Origin of the sequence: Ochrobactrum sp. 19YEA23, from assembly GCF_029909865.1 — a bacterium.
GTDB lineage: Bacteria > Pseudomonadota > Alphaproteobacteria > Rhizobiales > Rhizobiaceae > Brucella > Brucella gambitense.
Genome location: NZ_JASAMQ010000001.1, coordinates 42,343 through 58,688 on the forward strand (window position 1 = coordinate 42,343; position 16,346 = coordinate 58,688).

The following is a 16,346-nucleotide window of genomic DNA, read 5'->3' on the forward strand; positions in this document are numbered from 1 at the left end:
TTAGAAATCGGCGGGAAACGTAAAGACGCCTGACGTGCACGTCAATCAGCCTCGGCAATCTATATCGATTAATATCCATTTATTCCGGCAGAACTTCATTCTCAGATTGCGACATCCCCTGAGAGGCCTTCTGAGATGTCTTTTGCTCCCTCGTCCGTGGCGTTTACAAAGGCGTCATCCTGCTTTACGACACGCCCGCACTAACCGGTCGCAGCCTACCCGGTCAAAACAAGGAACCCTGACTATGAAAACGCTTGTCGTCTGCTCCGGCGGACTCGACTCCGTTTCGCTTGCGCATAGAATCGCAGCGGAACTTGAACTCACTGCCCTTCTCTCCTTCGATTATGGCCAGCGGCACAAAAAGGAGCTGGATTCGGCCAAGGCCTGCGCCGAACGGCTCGGCGTGCCACACCAGATCATCGATATCCGCACCATCGGCGCCAGCCTCACCGGCTCGGCGCTGACTGATGATGTCGATGTTCCGGACGGTCACTATGCCGAAGAGACGATGAAGATCACCGTCGTACCCAATCGCAACGCCATCATGCTGGCCATCGCCTTTGGTGTGGCTGCCGCACAAAAGGCGGATGCCGTGGCGCTGGCTGTCCATGGCGGCGATCATTTCATCTATCCCGATTGCCGCCCCGGCTTCATCGATGCCTTCCAGATCATGCAGAACCATGCGCTGGACGGCTATGCCGATATCAAGCTGCTCGCACCCTATGTGCATGCATCCAAGGCCGATATCGTCACCGATGGGACGAAACACAGCACACCTTTCGAGGCGACATGGTCTTGCTACAAGGGCGGCGAGCAGCATTGCGGCCGCTGCGGCACTTGTGTGGAGCGTCGCGAGGCATTTCACCTTGCAGGTGTCAATGATCCGACTGTCTATGAGGATACCGATTTTTGGCGTGAAGCCGTTGAGCGGAGGAACGCCTGATGTTTCGCATCACCAAGGAGTTTCACTTCTCCGCCTCACATCAGTTAACCGGACTTCCTGTCGATCATCAATGCGCGCGCCTGCACGGCCATAATTACATCGTTGAAGTCGAGCTTTCCGCCGCTGATCTCGACGGACATGGCTTCGTGCGTGACTATCACGAGCTGGCGCCGTTCAAGCGCTATATCGACGACGCGTTCGATCACCGGCATCTCAACGATGTGCTGGGACATGGACACACCACAGCCGAAACACTGGCAAAGCACTTTTTCGACTGGTGCCACGCGCGCTGGCCGGAAATATCGGCTGTACGAGTGAGCGAAACGCCAAAGACATGGGCGGAATATCGTCCAAGTGTAAAGCCATGAAACAGGCATCCGAAATCCGCATCAGCGAGATTTTCGGCCCAACCATTCAAGGCGAAGGCGTGCTCATCGGCGAGCCGACCGTCTTCGTGCGCACAGGCGGCTGCGACTACCGTTGCTCATGGTGCGACAGCCTGCACGCAGTCGAAAGCCGCTTTCGCCATGAATGGAAGCCGATGGGTGTCGAAGCCATATGGGACGAAGTGACGACACTTTCCGGAAATCGACCCTTAACAGTGTCACTTTCGGGCGGTAATCCGGCCATACAACCGCTTGGACCTCTCATCACTCATGGCAGGGCGGAGGGCTATCGCTTTGCGCTGGAAACCCAAGGCTCCATCGCCAAGGACTGGTTTTCCACGCTGGACACGCTGGTATTGAGCCCAAAGCCGCCGTCAAGCCGGATGGAATTCGACCCCGATGCACTGACAGCCTGTGTCGGAGCGGCAGGGCCGAAGCCACATGTGGTGCTGAAATTCGTGGTCTTCGATGAAACCGATTATGCCTTCGCAAAGCATGTCTCGGCGCTTCATCCCCATCTGCCGATCTATCTCCAGCCCGGCAATCACACGCCGCCACCGCCCGAAGCGGACGACGCATCGATCGACATCGACGGCATCATGCGCCGCATGCAATGGCTGGTGGACACGGTGATTGCAGACCGCTGGTTCGAAGCGCATGTGCTGCCCCAGTTGCATGTGCTGATCTGGGGCAACAAACGGGGCGTCTGACTACCGATTTGCGCCTGGTACCCAGAGCACGTCTTTCGCGCCATTATCATTGACGGCGCGGGAGGCGACGAAGAGAAAATCCGAGAGGCGGTTGATATATTGCAGAGCCTCCGGCGACACCACCTCGCCCTCGATCTTCGCCAGCGCCACCATCAGGCGCTCGGCGCGGCGTGAAACCGTGCGCGCCAGATGAAGTGCTGCCGATGCCGCCGAGCCGCCCGGCAAAATGAAAGAGCGCAATGGCTGAAGATTGGCGTTGAGACCATCGATATCCGCTTCCACGCGCGCGACCTGCGACGCAACGATGCGCAGCGGTTCATAAGCCAGCGGCTTGCCGTCATCGGGCGTCGAAAGATCGGCTCCTAGATCGAAAAGATCGTTCTGGATGCGCGACAACATCGCGTCGATTTCGACATATTCGCCGGTATGAATCCGCGCCATGCCGATGCAGGCATTGGCTTCATCCACCGTGCCATAGGCTTCCACACGCATATCGGACTTCAGCCGACGCGGTCCGCTGGCAAGGCCAGTGGTGCCGTTATCGCCGGTGCGTGTGTAAATCTTGTTGAGCTTGACCATGGCTTACTGTCCGCCGGTATGCCGCGCGAAATAGATTGCGCCCACGATCAGAACGATTGCGATGAATTGCAGGAATACGCGTAACTGCATCATCTTGTTAGAAAAATTGGCATCACCGCCGCGCATCATATTACGCAGGCCAATGATCAACACAATCGCAACGGCGAGCATGGCCACCATGGCTGCGCCTTTGAACACAACGTCCATCTTGTTCCCTTCCCATCATCCGCAGCCCCTTGTTTTTCAAGACTGATCGGACAGCATCCGGTACAGCCAGCGCGACGGCATCAGGCGGCGCGCCAGAATTCCCAGTTTCGCCGGTCTCGTTACCGCATAATGCGGACGTGGACGCGGCGCCTCCAATGCGTGAAGCAGTACATCATAGACGGCTTCCGGTCCAAGCTTGTTCTTTGATTTGGTGCCGCCGCTGGTCAGCTTGGCCATCTGGCGCTGATAAAGTTCGCGATGCACGGAGGCCTCCAGATCAATGTTGGCTTGCGCATGCCGGGCGGCGTTATAGGTGAATTGCGATGCAATCGGTCCCGGCTCGATCAGCGAAACCTCCACGCCGGAGCCTTCAAGCTCCATACGCTGCGCCAGCATCAGGCCTTCAATGGCGAATTTGGACGCGACATAAGCGCCGCGCCATTTCATGGGCACCAGCCCCAGAATCGACGAACAATGAACGATGCGTCCGTGGCCCTGGGCGCGCATGACGGGCACGACCCGTCGCGTCAGGTCATGCCAGCCGAAGAAGTTGGATTCGAACTGCGCTCGAAGCGCTTCCACCGGCAAGTCCTCGACCGCGCCCGGCTGGGCATAAGCGCCATTATTGAAAAGCGCATCCAGCCTGCCATCGGTTTTGCGCAACACTTCCTCGGCAAGGGCGGCGATGGAGTCCGGCTCGGCATAATCAAGATAATAGGCTGTCATTCCCTTGGCTTGCAGGGCGGCGATATCCTGCTCCTTGCGAGCGGTGGCAAAGACCCGCCATCCACGACGATGTAAGGCTTCCGCACAATAAGCACCGATACCGGACGAACAGCCGGTTATGATGATGCCGCGATTTGCACGTTCCTCTGCCATTTCGTCCTGTCCTGCCGCCGCGTTTCCACCACAGTGCTTGATTCGCAAGGGCTTTAAAACGGCGCAACCCTTGCAATCTGACAGGTGATGCTAGATTTAAGTGTCTGAAACTTGGGCCAATGATCGAAGGGGTAAAATCTGCGGATGCGAAAAGTCAGACGTTTTCTCCGTCAGATTACCTATGATGTGCTCGGTCATTTCAGTTCAGATGATGGCTGGGCTTTTGCAAGTCACATCGCTCTGTCTGGCCTGATGGCGTTGTTTCCCTTCCTGATCTTCGCAACCTCGCTGGCGAGCTTTCTCGGCACCAAGGAATTCGCTCAAACAGCGGTGCATGTCATTTTCGACATGTGGCCGTCGAACATCGCAGCTCCCATCGCCAATGAAGTGACCAATGTTTTGACGGTTCAACGCCGGGGGCTTTTGACGCTGAGTGTGATCGCCGCTGCGTATTTTGCCTCCAACGGCGTGGAGGCGCTGCGCATCGCGCTCAATCGTGCCTATCGCGTCACCGACCAGCGCTCGATCATCTTTTGCCGCCTGCAAAGCCTCGGCTTCGTTCTGGTCGGCACACTCAGCCTGATGGCGATCAGCTTCCTGCTAGTTCTCGCACCGCTCGCGGTGCGCATTGCCGAGCAGTGGTTTCCCGACATCGCGCCCTTTACCGGTACCATCGCCTTCTGGCGCTATAGTGTCGCCGTGGCGGTTCTGGTTCTGGCGCTTTTCATGGTGCATATCTGGCTGCCTGCCGGACGCCGCAGCCTTGGCGATATCCTGCCCGGCATCATCATCACGCTTCTTGCCTGGCTTGCCTCGGCAACCGCCTTCGCAAAATATCTGGAGACTTTTGCGAATTATGTCTCCACCTATGCGGGCCTTGCCTCGATCATGGTGGCAATCGTTTTTCTCTACATGCTGTCGGCAATCTTCATCATCGGCGCGGAAATCAATGCTGCGATCATGAATTTCCGCAAACGCGAGCAGCAGCCGGATTTGATTGTAGAGTAATCAGCGCTTCATCGTCGTCAGGGCCACGCCAAGCGTGGTGACGATCATGCCTGCAATCTGGATCGGACCGAGCGTCTCGCCAAAAATCAGATAGGCCATGATCGCTGCCGTGCCCGGCACGAGATAGAACAGTGATGCGACTTTTGACATCGCGCCCTCGCGGATCATCACCAGAAGCGCCAGAATAGCACCGATGGAAATCGCCAGCGTCAGCCAGACCAGCGCGAAAATGAGCTGCGGCGACCAGATCATCACCCGGGTTTCGAATGCAAAGGCGCACATGGCCGTCAGCGCCGCAGCGGCGATATACTGAACCGCAGTACCCGTCTTCAAATCGCCGGTCTTTCCAAAACGCTTTTGCCAGACCGTGCCCGTGCTGATGGCCAACACAGCGAAAAAAGCCGCTGCAAGGCTTTTCGGATCAACGCCGCTGCCAGCCGAAAACTTCGGCCAGACGACCATGGCCACGCCGAGAAAGCCGACCAGCAGCCCCGTCCACTGACGTCCGCTTGCTCTTTCGCCGAGAAGCATGGCGGCGATCAGCGTGGTGAGCATGGGTTGCAGACCCGCCACGAGACCCGACATGCCAGCGGGCAGACCGTGATGCACGGCCCAGAACAGTGCGGAGAGATAAGCGCCGTGAATCAGGCAACCGGCGATGGCCGCATGAACCAGCGTCGCCCCCTTTGGCCACACAGCCCTGCTTGCCAGCGCCCAGAGCGTCATGATGACCGCCGCAATCGAGAACCGTACCGCCATGAAGGTGAAGGGTTCTGCATAGGGCATGGACAGCCCGGCTCCGATGAAGCCAGTGGCCCAGAGCAGGACAAACATGATGGGGAAGAAACGGGCGGCCATGACAAACTTTCTTAATTTTGGCTCGCCATATACCGCTTCGCCAGAAACGCCTATCGCATAAATCTGATTGCAGCGTTCAATTTGCCAAAAGGCGCCGGTCCTTTTATGGAGAACGCATGACCGCTGAAACCAATACGATCCGCATTCTCATCGACGCCGATGCCTGCCCGGTAAAGGCCGAAATCTACCGTGTCGCCGAGCGGCACAATCTTCCGGTGGTGCTGGTTGCCAACAGTCATGTGGCAATCCCGCGCGATGCCGAACGGGTGGAACGGGTTGTCGTATCGGACAAGCTGGACGCGGCGGACGACTGGATCGCAGAAAAAGCGCAACCGGGGGCAATCGTCATCACCGCTGATATTCCGCTTGCCAGCCGGTCGCTTGAAAAGGGCGCATCGGTTATTGCGCCCAATGGTCGTGTTCACACACAGAGCACTATCGGCAATACGCTCGCGACACGCAATCTCATGGATTCGCTACGCTCCGCGGGAGAAATCACCGGTGGCCCTGCGCCATTTTCACCGAAGGATCGCTCGGCCTTTCTGTCGGCGCTCGATCTCGCCATTGTGCGGCTGAAACGCGCCGGTTTTACCTCAGCTTGAACGGATCGTGGCCGTCGCAACACCAGCGCCGATCAGCAAGGTTCCGCCCGCACGGTTGAAAATCCGCAGGGCCCGTTCGCTGGCAAAGAAGCGCCGCGCCCGCGCCGCTGTCAGTGCATAAGCGAAGGCATTGAGGAAGGCGAGCACCAGAAACGTGCTCTCAAAAACCAGCATCTGGGTCAGAAAATCCCGATGCGGGCTGAGGAACTGCGGCAGAAACGCCACGAAAAACGTGATGCTCTTTGGATTGAGCGCAGTCACCAGCCAGGCATGAACCAGCATCTTTGCCGGATGCACCTTGTCATGCCGCGCCTTGGCATTCATCGTGCCGCCTGCCCGGAAAAGCTTGATGCCGAGCCAGACCAGATAGGCAGCGCCTATCCATTTGACCGCCGTGAACACCGTTGCGGAAGCCGCAAGCAGCGCGCCCACGCCTAACATCGACAGGGTCATGGCCGTGAAATCGCCAAGCGCCACACCCACCGCCATCGGAAAAGCCGTCTTCCAGCCCTGTCCCAGCGCGTAGGAAACGACGAGCAGAACCGTCGGCCCCGGAATGATCAGAAGCACGATAGATGCAGCGGTGAATGCCAGCCAGACGTCGAGGCCCATGGGAAGTCTCCTTAGAAAAAGGAGGAAGCCACCAATTCCAGACTTTGTCGAGCGTTAAAGTTTCTGGGCTGCTTCGATCAGTTTCATGGCGTCAGGCCCTTCCCATGGAGCAGGGCCGTTCATGGAGGCGATCTGGCAGCCTTCCTTGTCGACCAGAAGCGTGACCGGCAGGCCGAAAGCGAGGTTTTTGCGCTTCAGCTCATTGAAGCTCGCCATGGTCGCATCGCGATGCAGCGTGAGGTTCTTGATGCCGATTTCGCTCAGAAAGCCCTTCGGCTTGTCGTCGGAACCTGTATCGATATTAATCGCCACAACGTCGAAATCATTGCCGCCCTTTTCGGCCTGCAATTTGTCGAGGGCGGGCATTTCCTCACGACACGGTGCACACCAGGTCGCCCAGAGATTAACGAGAAGCGTCTTGCCCTTATAATCACCAAGCGTCATCTGCTTGCCGTCAGGGCCGGTAAAGGCAAGATGAGCGACGGAAATCGGCTTTTCCGCCGGGCGCATGGCAGCCACGCCGCCGGTTGCAGCCGCGTCGAGCGCCTTCAGCGAATCGGCTTTGAGGGCGCATTGGGCGGACGCTTGGTCATTTTCGGACGAAACATTAGCGGCTACCACATTGCCAGAGGGGCGCTCCATCACGTATACCGCCCCAATACCGGCAATGACACCGGCAAGGGCTGCAAGAAGGACGATCTTGCGATTTCCCGATTTCGCCTTTTCGTTGTCTTCTGCCATGTCGCGTCACTTCTTTCTATTATCCGGCCAAATCGTCACTCGGGGCATATGAGCATGAGCGAACAAAAATCAAGCAATCAGATGTGGGGCGGCCGTTTTGCCTCAGGACCCGATGCGATCATGGAAGAGATCAATGCATCGATCGGCTTCGACCGCAAGCTCTACGCGCAAGACATTCAAGGCTCGCTCGCGCATGCAGCCATGCTCGCAAAGACGGGCATCATTACGGCAGACGATCATAAGCAGATCGAGCAGGGCCTGAAAACCATCCTCAAGGAGATCGAGGACGGCAAGTTCACCTTCTCGCGCAAGCTCGAAGACATTCACATGAACATCGAGGCGCGGCTGGCCGATCTGATCGGCCCTTCCGCCGGACGCCTGCACACGGCTCGCTCGCGCAACGATCAGGTGGCTGTCGATTTTCGCCTCTGGGTCAAGCAGGAGATGGAAAAGACAGCTGTCGCCCTGAAGAACCTGATTGAAGCTTTTCTGGAGCGCGCCGAGGAACATGCGGCGACGGTCATGCCGGGTTTCACCCATCTCCAGACCGCGCAGCCTGTCACTTTCGGCCATCATTGCATGGCCTATGTGGAAATGTTCGGCCGTGATCTGTCCCGCGTACGCGATGCAATTGAGCGCATGGATGAATCGCCGCTGGGCGCCGCTGCCCTTGCAGGCACCGGTTTCCCGATCGACCGTCATATGACGGCCACGACACTCGGCTTCCGCGAACCGACCCGCAATTCGCTCGACAGCGTTTCCGACCGCGACTATGCGCTGGAATTTCTGTCGCTCGCGTCAATCTGCGCCGGTCATCTGTCGCGCCTTGCGGAAGAAATCGTCATCTGGTCGACGCCGCAGTTCAACTTCGTGCGCCTGTCCGACGCCTTCTCCACCGGCTCGTCGATCATGCCTCAGAAGAAAAACCCGGATGCAGCCGAACTGGTTCGCGCCAAGACCGGCCGTATCAACGGTTCGCTGGTTGCACTTCTGACCATCATGAAGGGTCTGCCGCTCGCCTATTCCAAGGACATGCAGGAAGACAAGGAACAGGTCTTCGACGCTGCCGAAAATCTGGAACTCGCCATCGCCGCCATGGCTGGCATGGTGCGCGACCTGACCATCAATGTCGCGTCCATGAAGAAAGCTGCCGGTTCGGGCTATTCCACGGCAACCGATCTGGCCGACTGGCTGGTGCGGGAACTGGGCCTGCCCTTCCGCGAAGCGCATCACGTCACCGGCCGCGCTGTTGCTCTGGCGGAAAGCCGCAAGGTCGACCTCGCCAAGCTTTCGCTGGAAGAGCTGCGATCGATCCATCCCGGCATCACCGATGCGATCTTCGGCTATCTCACGGTTGAGAAATCGGTCAAGAGCCGTCAGTCCTTCGGTGGTACTGCCCCGCAGGAAGTGCGCCGCCAGATCCGGTACTGGAAAAAGCGTATCGTGAAGGCGTGAGTGTCTGATCTAAAAGTCGCCATGCCGGTCTGCAAATGGCAATTGAGTTTTGTATTCGCATAATCTGATCCGAAAAGTCTGCAACTTTTCGGGATTATGCGAGGCTTCCGGTGCTCACGTACCCAAAAGTACGCTGCGCTCCGGTTCTCGAAATCACCATTTTCGCCACGGCCTGTCGCTTTTTGATTCAAACACTGATGGCCGTTCAAGATAAAGTCATGTGAAATCATCCGGGCAACGGGTGATTTCACTCTTGAGAATTTTGCGTTACAGCTAGCGCAAATAGATTTTGATTCAGGAACCAAAGCTGATGACAGGCCGCTCCGCTATTTCTACCGTGCTTATGATCGCCGCACTCGCGGCCACACTTGCCGCCTGTGGACGCAAGGGCCCGCTGGAGCCGCCGCCATCCTCGCTGATCACCGACGATCAGGGGCACACCAAGCCGAAACCCAAGGAAGACAAGCCTTTCATTCTTGATAAGCTGCTCTAGTTCTTAAGGACTATCTTCCGTGAATCATTTCGAATATCGCGACGGCGTGTTGCACGCCGAAAATGTCAGCCTGCCTGAAATCGCCAAGGCAGTCGGCACGCCGTTCTATGTCTATTCCCGCGCCACGATCGAGCGTCATTTCCGGGTGTTCAGCGAAGCTTTCGCCGACATGGAGCCGCTGATCGCCTATGCGTTGAAGGCCAACTCGAATCTGGCGGTATTGAAGACACTGGCGAAACTCGGCGCCGGTGCCGATACGGTTTCGGAAGGCGAAATTCGCCGTGCGCTCGCCGCAGGCATTCCCGCCAGCAAGATCGTCTTTTCGGGCGTCGGCAAGACGCCGCGCGAAATGGATTTTGCACTAGAGGCCGGTATCTATTGCTTCAATGTCGAATCCGAGCCGGAGCTGGAAATCCTCTCGGCCCGTGCAGTTGCCGCTGGCAAGGTTGCCTCGGTATCGCTGCGCATCAATCCGGATGTCGACGCCAAGACCCACGCCAAGATTTCGACCGGCAAGTCTGAAAACAAGTTTGGCATTCCGCGCATCAAGGCGCGCGAGGCCTATGCCCGTGCAGCCAGCCTGCCGGGTGTCGACGTGGTCGGCATCGATATGCATATCGGCAGCCAGATCATCGATCTAGAACCCTTCGACAACGCCTTTGCGCTGATGGCGCAACTGGTGACGGAATTGCGCGCCGATGGCCACAATATCCGCCATGTCGATGTTGGCGGGGGACTCGGCATCCCCTACCGCACCGACAACAATCCGCCGCCGCTGCCTGTGGCCTATGCGGAGATTGTTGCCAAGCACATCAAGCCGCTTGGGCTGAAGACCGTTTTCGAGCCGGGCCGTCTGATCGTCGGCAATGCCGGTCTGCTGGTGACGGAAGTGATTTTCGTCAAGGAAGGCGATGCGAAGAACTTCATCATCGTCGATGCCGCGATGAACGATCTCATCCGCCCGACGCTTTATGAAGCATTCCACGATATCCGTCCCGTCAAGCTGGCGAAGGACGATGCGCCGCGCATCCGCGCCGATTTTGTCGGCCCCGTCTGCGAAACGGGCGATTATCTCGGCCTCGACCGCGAAACGACCAAGCCTGCACCCGGCGACCTGATTGCGGTAAGCACGGCTGGTGCCTACGGCGCGGTTCTGTCGAGCACCTATAATAGCCGTCTGCTCGTGCCGGAAGTTCTGGTGGACGGTGACCGCTTCCATGTCGTTCGCCCACGCCACACTTACGAAGAGCTGCTTGCGCTCGATTCCATTCCGGACTGGCTGTAGTCCATTTGGATCATGGCCCACATTAATCATGGCCCAATTAATCATGGCAAAGCCTCGCCTTTGCCATGATGCATGTTATCCTGTCATTCGATTGCACACTGGCAGACAGAGCAGAAAGCCCGGATGACGGATCAAGGCCACGACAAGAAGGATAAACCGCAATTGATGCGGGATGCCTTTTTGCGCCTGTTTTCAGGCGACGGCGCGCTGTTGCGGCGTCTGCGTCTGCGCACCTTCCTGACAGTCGGGTTTGAGCGTCTGTGGCCGCTGGTCCTGCCGCTGATTCTGCTGGCAGCGCTTTTCGCAAGCATCAGCTGGTTTGGCCTGTTTGGCATGATGCCGCGCTGGCTGCATATCGCCGTGCTGACGATTTTCGCGCTGACGGGGCTGGTTGCGCTCTATCTCCCTTCCCGCTTCCGTCGACCGACCGAAGACGATGTCACGGCGCGGATCGAGGCGGTGAATGGCCTCGTGCACGAACCGCTGGCCGTGCAGTCCGGCCACATGGCCACCGGCACCCACGATCCTTTCTCACAGGCTCTGTGGCTCGAACACCAGCGCCGCATGGCCGAACGGCTGAAGAACCTGCAATCCGGCCTGCCGCGACCGCGCCTTCCTGAACGCGATCCATATGGTCTGCGCGCCGCCGTAGCGCTGCTATTCGTCACCGCGCTCGCCTATACGTCCAGCTCCGGCAGCGGGCGTATTGCCGATGCGTTTCACATTCGTCCGGGTGAAGGCGGCGCGGTTGCCCGTGTCGATGCCTGGGTGACGCCACCGCGCTATACGGGCCGCGCGCCGGTTTTCCTGACGGTCAGCGCCGAAAACGCGCGCAATGCCGAGGCGATCACGGTCCCGGAAGGCAGTGTGCTTTCGGTCCGCGTCATCGGCGGCAGTTCGGAACGCCTGACCGCAACCAATGCAGAAGGCGAACAGCGGGAAGTCCAGCCCGTTGCGCCGAAGGAAGCGCAGACGCAAGCCCAAGGGTTGAGGCCGGTACAGATGCCGGAGGAAAGCGCTGTCGATGGCAGCCGCAACTTCCGTTACGATTTGCGCGAAGACGAAACCCTGACCCTTTCCGGCACCGACGCGCGCTGGAAATTCGCGGTGACGCCGGACACGCCGCCGACAATCCGCTTTACCAAGGAACCGGGTCGTGCGCTGAACGGCACGCTGCAACTCACCTATGAAATCGATGACGACTATGCGCCGGCCAAGGCTTTTGCCGAAATCGTGCCGCTGGAAATCGATGAAGACGAGGAGGCCGCCCCGCTTTACGAAGCACCCGAACTGCCGCTCGCACTGCCACGCCGTGGCGTGAAAGAAGCCACCACCTCGAAGGACCTGACCGAACATCCGTGGGCTGGCCAGAAAGTGGCACTGACCCTCGTCGTCACCGATGCGGCGGGTCAGGTTGGCCGCAGCGAAACCAAGGTGATAACGCTTCCCGAACGCCCGTTCAGCAACCCGCTCGCGCGCGCTGTTGCCGAACAGCGGCGTATTCTGGCGCTTGACGCCAATCAGCGTGATCACGTGCTGGACATGCTCTCGGCGCTGATGCTGCGCCCGGAAGAAACGATCAAGAACGCCGCGCATTATCTCGGCCTCGTAACCATCCGCACAAAGCTTCGCCTGGCCCGCAGCGATGATTCGCTGCGGGGCACCGCCGATTACATGTGGCAGGTGGCACTGGGTATTGAGGACGGCAATCTTTCGGCAGCCGAAAAGCGTCTGCGTCAGGCGCAGGAAGCGCTCAAAAACGCGCTGCAAAACGGCGCCTCTCAGGAAGAGATCGAGAAACTCACTGCCGATCTGCGCAAGGCGATGCAGGACTTCCTGCGCGAATTCGCCCAGCGCCAGCAGCAGAACCCGAATGCACGCCAGTCAGCGCCCGATCCCAATGCGCGGATGCTGACGGAAAAAGATCTACAGCGCATGATGGACCAGATCGAAAATCTGGCCCGTCAGGGTTCCCGCGATCAGGCCGAACAGCTTCTCTCGCAATTGCAGGACCTGATGAACAATCTGCAGATGGGGCAGGCGCAACCCGGCCAGCAAGGTCAGGGACAGCAGGGCCAGCAAGGCCAGATGCAGCAGCAGATGAACAAGCTTGGTGATCTGATGCGCCGCCAGCAGCAGATGATGAACGAGACATTCAATCTCGACCAGCAACAACAACGCCAGTTCGACAGCAATCCGGGTGCCGGTGAAGAGGGCGAAGGCGAGGACATGGAAGGCCTGTTCCCCGGCGATGACGGCTCCAAGGGTGGCGGCTCGCAGCAGGGCGGCCAGACGGATGAAAAGACGGCTGAGGCCATGCGCAAGCTGCAACAGCAACAGCAGCAATTGCAGCAGGAGTTGCAGAAGCTCACAGAAGACCTGAAAGGCATGGGGATTGAACCCGGCAAGGATTTCGGCGATGCCGGAAAATCCATGGGCAATGCCGCTGAAGCGCTCGGACGCAATGAAGGTTCGGAAGCCAATGACAATCAGGGCAGCGCTCTCGACGCCCTGCGCCGTGCCGGGCGCGACATGATGCAGAAGATGCAGCAGGCGATGGGACAGGACGGCCAGCAGGGTCAGGGCGCGAATGGCTCTCGTGGCCGCGACCCGCTCGGACGCCAGCAGGGAATGGGAGCCGATGACGGCAGCGGCACCAAAATTCCCGGTGAAATCGATATTCAGCGCGCGCGTGAGATTCTGGATGAAATTCGCCGCAAGCTCGGCAATGCGCTGACGCCGCAGATGGAAAAGGAATATCTGCAGCGCCTGTTACAGTTCGATTAGAACTGAAGCGGAGCGTACATAAAGGAACGTGAGCACCGGCGCAGAGAAAAGCGCTCTTTGCAGCCCGGTATCACGGATTTGCCGCTCAGTCCTTGACGTGTCCGACGTAAGGCAGCTGCCGGAACGAATGGGCCACGTCCATGCCATAGCCGACGACAAAATAATCCGGGCATTCGAACGCGACGAAATCAGCTTCCAGATCAACCTTGCGACGCACGCTCTTGTCGAGCAGGACGGCGATGCTGACGCTGCGCGCGCCGCGTTCCAGCATCAGTTCGCGGACGAATTTGAGCGTCTTGCCTGATTCCAGAATATCATCGATCAACAACACGTCGCGGTCACGAACTTCGCTGTCGATATCGCGCAGAAGGCGAACTTCGGTGCTGGTCGTGCCCTTGCCATAGCTGGAAACGGTGATGAATTCGACATCCGGTTCCACGCCTGCATCATGCATGGCGCGGATGAGATCAGCTGCGAAAATGAACGAGCCCTTGAGAATGGAAATCGTCAGCAGATTGTGAAACTTGCGTCCGGCAATAGCCTTCGCCAGCTCAAGATTGCGACCGGCAATATCTTCCGGGCTGAACAGAACTTCTATCGTTTTGCCGCCGACTTCTGGCATTGTCGGTTCTCTCCTGATCGTTTGCTGTGCTTCTGGCTCCCGAAGTCGTTTCAGACTTTTCGGGAGGCGCTCTCATGCAGAAGGCACGCTCTATAGCATGGTTTGAGAAAAATGCACCCCGCCTGTCAACAGGCTCAGGCTTATATCCATTCCCCGATGACAGGATTTGATATAGCGTGCCCGCATGCATCCGGACATTATCGAACTGCGCTCCTTTTACGACACGACACTCGGTCATTTGGCCGAGCGCGCCATACGCATGGCGATTGCCGGTCTTTGGGAACGCGTGCCGGGTGAGCGCCTCGTGGGAATGGGCTACTGCCTCCCCTATCTCGACCGGTTCAGCGCCGATACCGAGCGCACTTTTGCCTTCATGCCAGCCGGACAAGGCGCCATTGCCTGGCCTTCGGTTGACAAATCCAGCACCGCGCTGGTCTTCGATGAAGAACTGCCGCTGCCGGATTCCTCCATCGACCGCATCTTGATGGTCCATGCACTGGAATATGCCGAAAGCGCGCCCGAAACGCTGAAGGAAATGTGGCGCGTGCTGGCTCCCAATGGGCGGCTGGTGATCGTCGTGCCAAACCGCCGCGGCGTCTGGGCCCGCTTCGAACATACGCCTTTCGGCAGCGGTCGGCCTTATAGCCGCGATCAGCTTTCCACCTTGCTGCGCGAGGCCAATTTCACGGTCAACACCGTCAGCGACGCCCTGCATTTTCCACCCGCCACGCGCCGCTGGATGATGCGCCCCTGTCTGGCGCTCGAAGGCATGGGGCGGCGGCTGTGGCCGCTTTTCTCCGGCGTTCTGGTCGTGGAGGCACAGAAGCGCCTCTATCAGGGCCTGCCGGTTGCACAGCGCTCGTCGCGGCGTGTTTTCGTGCCGGTGCTTGGAACTCCCGTCGGGGGCCTGCGCAAAACAAAGCAGAAAGAAGCGGAAACCTGACGCTTTTCCCCTGAAAACAAGGTTTTTCTCGACTTCACGCCCATGGCGGTTTATGTCGCATCGGGGCTCAAAATCCCTTGAGCGTCCCGTTAAGCAACACTGTTCTTTTGGCGGAGCCAAAATCATGACCGATCAGCAAAACCTTTCCCGTCCCCAGCCCAAGGCCGGCCTGCTCAACATCGCAGCCTACGTGCCTGGCAAGGAACATGTGGAAGGCGTTGCCAAGGTCTATAAGCTCTCCTCCAACGAGACACCGATCGGTCCCAGCCCCCATGCGGTGGAGGCCTATCGATACGCGGGCGAAAAGCTGGAGCTTTATCCCGACGGACAGGCGCTCGCGCTGCGGGAGGCCATTGCCGAAACGCAGGGGTTGAACATTGGCAATATCCTATGCGGCAACGGCTCTGACGAACTGCTTGGCCTTCTCTGCCAGACCTATCTTGCGCCCGGCGATGAAGCCATCATCACCGAGCATGGCTTTGCCGTTTACAAGATCCAGACGCTGGCAGCCGGTGCAACGCCGGTGACGGTGAAGGAAAGCAATGAGCGCATCGACGTGGATGCCATTCTTGCTGGCATCACACCGCGCACCAAGGTAATCTTCATTGCCAACCCGGCCAACCCGACCGGCACCTATCTGCCATTCGAGGAAGTGCGCCGTCTGCATGCGGGCTTGCCGAAGCATGTCCTCTTCATCCTCGATGCAGCCTATGCCGAATATGTGCGCCGCAACGATTACGAGGCTGGCCTAGAACTCGTTTCGTCGAACGAAAATGTCGTGATGACTCGCACCTTCTCAAAGATCCACGGCCTTCCGGGCCTGCGGATCGGTTGGATGTATGCGCCTGCCCATGTGATCGACGCGGTCAATCGCATTCGTGGTCCGTTCAACATGAATGCGCCCGCCATTGCAGCGGGCGCTGCGGCCATTCGCGATCGCAACCATGTCGAAAAGTCGGTTGCCTATAATGACACCTGGCTGAACTGGCTGACGGATGAGTTCACCAAGCTCGGCCTGCGGGTCACGCCTTCGGTAACGAACTTTCTTCTGATCCATTTCCCTGAAGACGCCGCGCACTCGGCGGACAAGGCAGATGAGTGGCTTTCCAAGCGCGGTTATATTCTGCGCCGCGTTGGCGGATACGGTTTCCCCAACGCGCTGCGCATGACTGTCGGACCGGAAGAAGCCAATCGCGGCGTAGTCGCCGCACTCACTGAGTTTTTAAAGTAAGATCA

18 protein-coding genes are annotated in these 16,346 nt (G+C 58.5%); 11 read left to right on the forward strand and 7 right to left on the reverse strand.

All coding sequences use genetic code 11. The features are described from left to right. The first annotated feature begins 244 nt into the window (after positions 1–244). From queC to queE, 3 genes are read left to right on the forward strand one after another with little or no spacing between them, the layout of a single operon-like run. The gene (gene queC / locus QBD01_RS00190) at positions 245–943 is read left to right on the forward strand and encodes a 7-cyano-7-deazaguanine synthase QueC (protein ID WP_280991150.1); all 699 of its coding nucleotides are present in this window, start codon (positions 245–247) and stop codon (positions 941–943) included. Beyond that, complete coding sequence (gene queD / locus QBD01_RS00195; RefSeq protein WP_280991151.1) at positions 943–1,311, forward strand: 6-carboxytetrahydropterin synthase QueD; 369 nt, start codon at positions 943–945, stop codon at positions 1,309–1,311. Before queC ends, queD begins: the two co-directional genes overlap by 1 nt. After that, a complete protein-coding gene (gene queE, locus QBD01_RS00200; RefSeq protein WP_280991152.1) occupies positions 1,308–2,039 on the forward strand; it encodes a 7-carboxy-7-deazaguanine synthase QueE in 732 nt (243 codons plus the stop codon). Before queD ends, queE begins: the two co-directional genes overlap by 4 nt. Here queE and QBD01_RS00205 read toward each other — a convergent pair whose 3' ends face one another. Genes QBD01_RS00205 through QBD01_RS00215 form a run of 3 tightly spaced genes read right to left on the reverse strand, consistent with a single transcriptional unit; the run spans position 2,040 to position 3,704 of the window. Further along, a complete protein-coding gene (locus tag QBD01_RS00205) occupies positions 2,040–2,618 on the reverse strand; it encodes a cob(I)yrinic acid a,c-diamide adenosyltransferase (RefSeq protein ID WP_280991153.1) in 579 nt (192 codons plus the stop codon). Positions 2,619–2,621: 3 nt separating this feature from the next. Continuing rightward, positions 2,622–2,825, reverse strand: a complete 204-nt coding sequence (locus QBD01_RS00210; protein ID WP_078337504.1) for a twin transmembrane helix small protein — start codon at positions 2,823–2,825, stop codon at positions 2,622–2,624. A 36-nt stretch (positions 2,826–2,861) separates the two neighbouring features. Beyond that, complete coding sequence (locus tag QBD01_RS00215; protein ID WP_280991154.1) at positions 2,862–3,704, reverse strand: SDR family oxidoreductase; 843 nt, start codon at positions 3,702–3,704, stop codon at positions 2,862–2,864. Positions 3,705–3,848: 144 nt separating this feature from the next. On the opposite strand from QBD01_RS00215, the gene QBD01_RS00220 reads away from it, so the two are divergent. Next, positions 3,849–4,712 carry a YihY/virulence factor BrkB family protein gene (locus tag QBD01_RS00220; protein WP_113533790.1) on the forward strand — a complete coding sequence of 288 codons (864 nt, stop codon included), beginning with the start codon at positions 3,849–3,851 and terminating at the stop codon, positions 4,710–4,712. On the opposite strand, the gene QBD01_RS00225 is transcribed toward QBD01_RS00220, so the two are convergent. Beyond that, positions 4,713–5,570: a DMT family transporter gene (locus QBD01_RS00225; RefSeq protein WP_280991155.1), complete on the reverse strand. Its 858-nt coding sequence runs from the start codon at positions 5,568–5,570 to the stop codon at positions 4,713–4,715. It abuts the gene before it with no gap. A gap of 116 nt (positions 5,571–5,686) precedes the next feature. On the opposite strand from QBD01_RS00225, the gene QBD01_RS00230 reads away from it, so the two are divergent. Continuing rightward, positions 5,687–6,172 (forward strand): YaiI/YqxD family protein, encoded by a 486-nt coding sequence (locus tag QBD01_RS00230; protein ID WP_280991156.1) that lies wholly within the window; start codon positions 5,687–5,689, stop codon positions 6,170–6,172. Here QBD01_RS00230 and QBD01_RS00235 read toward each other — a convergent pair. Both QBD01_RS00235 and QBD01_RS00240 read right to left on the reverse strand, forming a co-directional pair. After that, positions 6,164–6,784, reverse strand: a complete 621-nt coding sequence (locus QBD01_RS00235; protein WP_280991157.1) for a LysE family translocator — start codon at positions 6,782–6,784, stop codon at positions 6,164–6,166. The two genes, QBD01_RS00230 and QBD01_RS00235, sit on opposite strands and share 9 nt — an antisense overlap. A gap of 54 nt (positions 6,785–6,838) precedes the next feature. Beyond that, on the reverse strand, positions 6,839–7,525 hold the full coding sequence (locus QBD01_RS00240) for a redoxin family protein (RefSeq protein WP_280991158.1): 687 nt from the start codon (positions 7,523–7,525) through the stop codon (positions 6,839–6,841). 54 nt (positions 7,526–7,579) lie between these two features. Between QBD01_RS00240 and argH the strand changes: the two genes are divergently transcribed. From argH to QBD01_RS00260, 4 genes are all read left to right on the forward strand, one after another. Then, positions 7,580–8,980, forward strand: a complete 1,401-nt coding sequence (argH, locus tag QBD01_RS00245; protein WP_280991159.1) for an argininosuccinate lyase — start codon at positions 7,580–7,582, stop codon at positions 8,978–8,980. Between the two features lie 310 nt (positions 8,981–9,290). After that, positions 9,291–9,473, forward strand: a complete 183-nt coding sequence (locus QBD01_RS00250) for a lipoprotein (RefSeq protein WP_078337809.1) — start codon at positions 9,291–9,293, stop codon at positions 9,471–9,473. 19 nt (positions 9,474–9,492) lie between these two features. Beyond that, entirely contained in the window at positions 9,493–10,758 is a 1,266-nt protein-coding gene (lysA, locus tag QBD01_RS00255) for a diaminopimelate decarboxylase (protein ID WP_280991160.1), read from the forward strand. A 123-nt stretch (positions 10,759–10,881) separates the two neighbouring features. After that, a complete protein-coding gene (locus QBD01_RS00260; RefSeq protein ID WP_280991161.1) occupies positions 10,882–13,545 on the forward strand; it encodes a TIGR02302 family protein in 2,664 nt (887 codons plus the stop codon). Between the two features lie 85 nt (positions 13,546–13,630). Here the strand turns inward: QBD01_RS00260 and hpt are convergent, their stop codons facing one another. Next, the gene (hpt, locus tag QBD01_RS00265) at positions 13,631–14,167 is read right to left on the reverse strand and encodes a hypoxanthine phosphoribosyltransferase (RefSeq protein WP_280991162.1); all 537 of its coding nucleotides are present in this window, start codon (positions 14,165–14,167) and stop codon (positions 13,631–13,633) included. A 184-nt stretch (positions 14,168–14,351) separates the two neighbouring features. Here hpt and QBD01_RS00270 point away from each other — a divergent pair, with 184 nt between their 5' ends. After that, positions 14,352–15,110 carry a class I SAM-dependent methyltransferase gene (locus QBD01_RS00270; protein WP_182518848.1) on the forward strand — a complete coding sequence of 253 codons (759 nt, stop codon included), beginning with the start codon at positions 14,352–14,354 and terminating at the stop codon, positions 15,108–15,110. A 124-nt stretch (positions 15,111–15,234) separates the two neighbouring features. Beyond that, positions 15,235–16,341, forward strand: coding sequence for a histidinol-phosphate transaminase (gene hisC / locus QBD01_RS00275; RefSeq protein ID WP_280991163.1), 1,107 nt, complete (start codon positions 15,235–15,237; stop codon positions 16,339–16,341). Positions 16,342–16,346 lie beyond the last annotated feature (5 nt).

What these genes read in the sequence shown, in the direction of transcription:
- QBD01_RS00210 (WP_078337504.1), bottom strand. Translation starts at nt 2,825, where the DNA reads ATGGACGTTGTGTTCAAAGGCGCAGCCATGGTGGCCATGCTCGCCGTT.
- QBD01_RS00230 (WP_280991156.1), top strand. Translation starts at nt 5,687, where the DNA reads ATGACCGCTGAAACCAATACGATCCGCATTCTCATCGACGCCGATGCC.
- queC (WP_280991150.1), top strand. Translation starts at nt 245, where the DNA reads ATGAAAACGCTTGTCGTCTGCTCCGGCGGACTCGACTCCGTTTCGCTT.
- argH (WP_280991159.1), top strand. Translation starts at nt 7,580, where the DNA reads ATGAGCGAACAAAAATCAAGCAATCAGATGTGGGGCGGCCGTTTTGCC.
- queE (WP_280991152.1), top strand. Translation starts at nt 1,308, where the DNA reads ATGAAACAGGCATCCGAAATCCGCATCAGCGAGATTTTCGGCCCAACC.
- QBD01_RS00260 (WP_280991161.1), top strand. Translation starts at nt 10,882, where the DNA reads ATGACGGATCAAGGCCACGACAAGAAGGATAAACCGCAATTGATGCGG.
- QBD01_RS00215 (WP_280991154.1), bottom strand. Translation starts at nt 3,704, where the DNA reads ATGGCAGAGGAACGTGCAAATCGCGGCATCATCATAACCGGCTGTTCG.
- hpt (WP_280991162.1), bottom strand. Translation starts at nt 14,167, where the DNA reads ATGCCAGAAGTCGGCGGCAAAACGATAGAAGTTCTGTTCAGCCCGGAA.
- QBD01_RS00240 (WP_280991158.1), bottom strand. Translation starts at nt 7,525, where the DNA reads ATGGCAGAAGACAACGAAAAGGCGAAATCGGGAAATCGCAAGATCGTC.
- hisC (WP_280991163.1), top strand. Translation starts at nt 15,235, where the DNA reads ATGACCGATCAGCAAAACCTTTCCCGTCCCCAGCCCAAGGCCGGCCTG.
- QBD01_RS00220 (WP_113533790.1), top strand. Translation starts at nt 3,849, where the DNA reads ATGCGAAAAGTCAGACGTTTTCTCCGTCAGATTACCTATGATGTGCTC.
- queD (WP_280991151.1), top strand. Translation starts at nt 943, where the DNA reads ATGTTTCGCATCACCAAGGAGTTTCACTTCTCCGCCTCACATCAGTTA.
- QBD01_RS00205 (WP_280991153.1), bottom strand. Translation starts at nt 2,618, where the DNA reads ATGGTCAAGCTCAACAAGATTTACACACGCACCGGCGATAACGGCACC.
- QBD01_RS00225 (WP_280991155.1), bottom strand. Translation starts at nt 5,570, where the DNA reads ATGGCCGCCCGTTTCTTCCCCATCATGTTTGTCCTGCTCTGGGCCACT.
- QBD01_RS00235 (WP_280991157.1), bottom strand. Translation starts at nt 6,784, where the DNA reads ATGGGCCTCGACGTCTGGCTGGCATTCACCGCTGCATCTATCGTGCTT.
- QBD01_RS00270 (WP_182518848.1), top strand. Translation starts at nt 14,352, where the DNA reads ATGCATCCGGACATTATCGAACTGCGCTCCTTTTACGACACGACACTC.
- QBD01_RS00250 (WP_078337809.1), top strand. Translation starts at nt 9,291, where the DNA reads ATGACAGGCCGCTCCGCTATTTCTACCGTGCTTATGATCGCCGCACTC.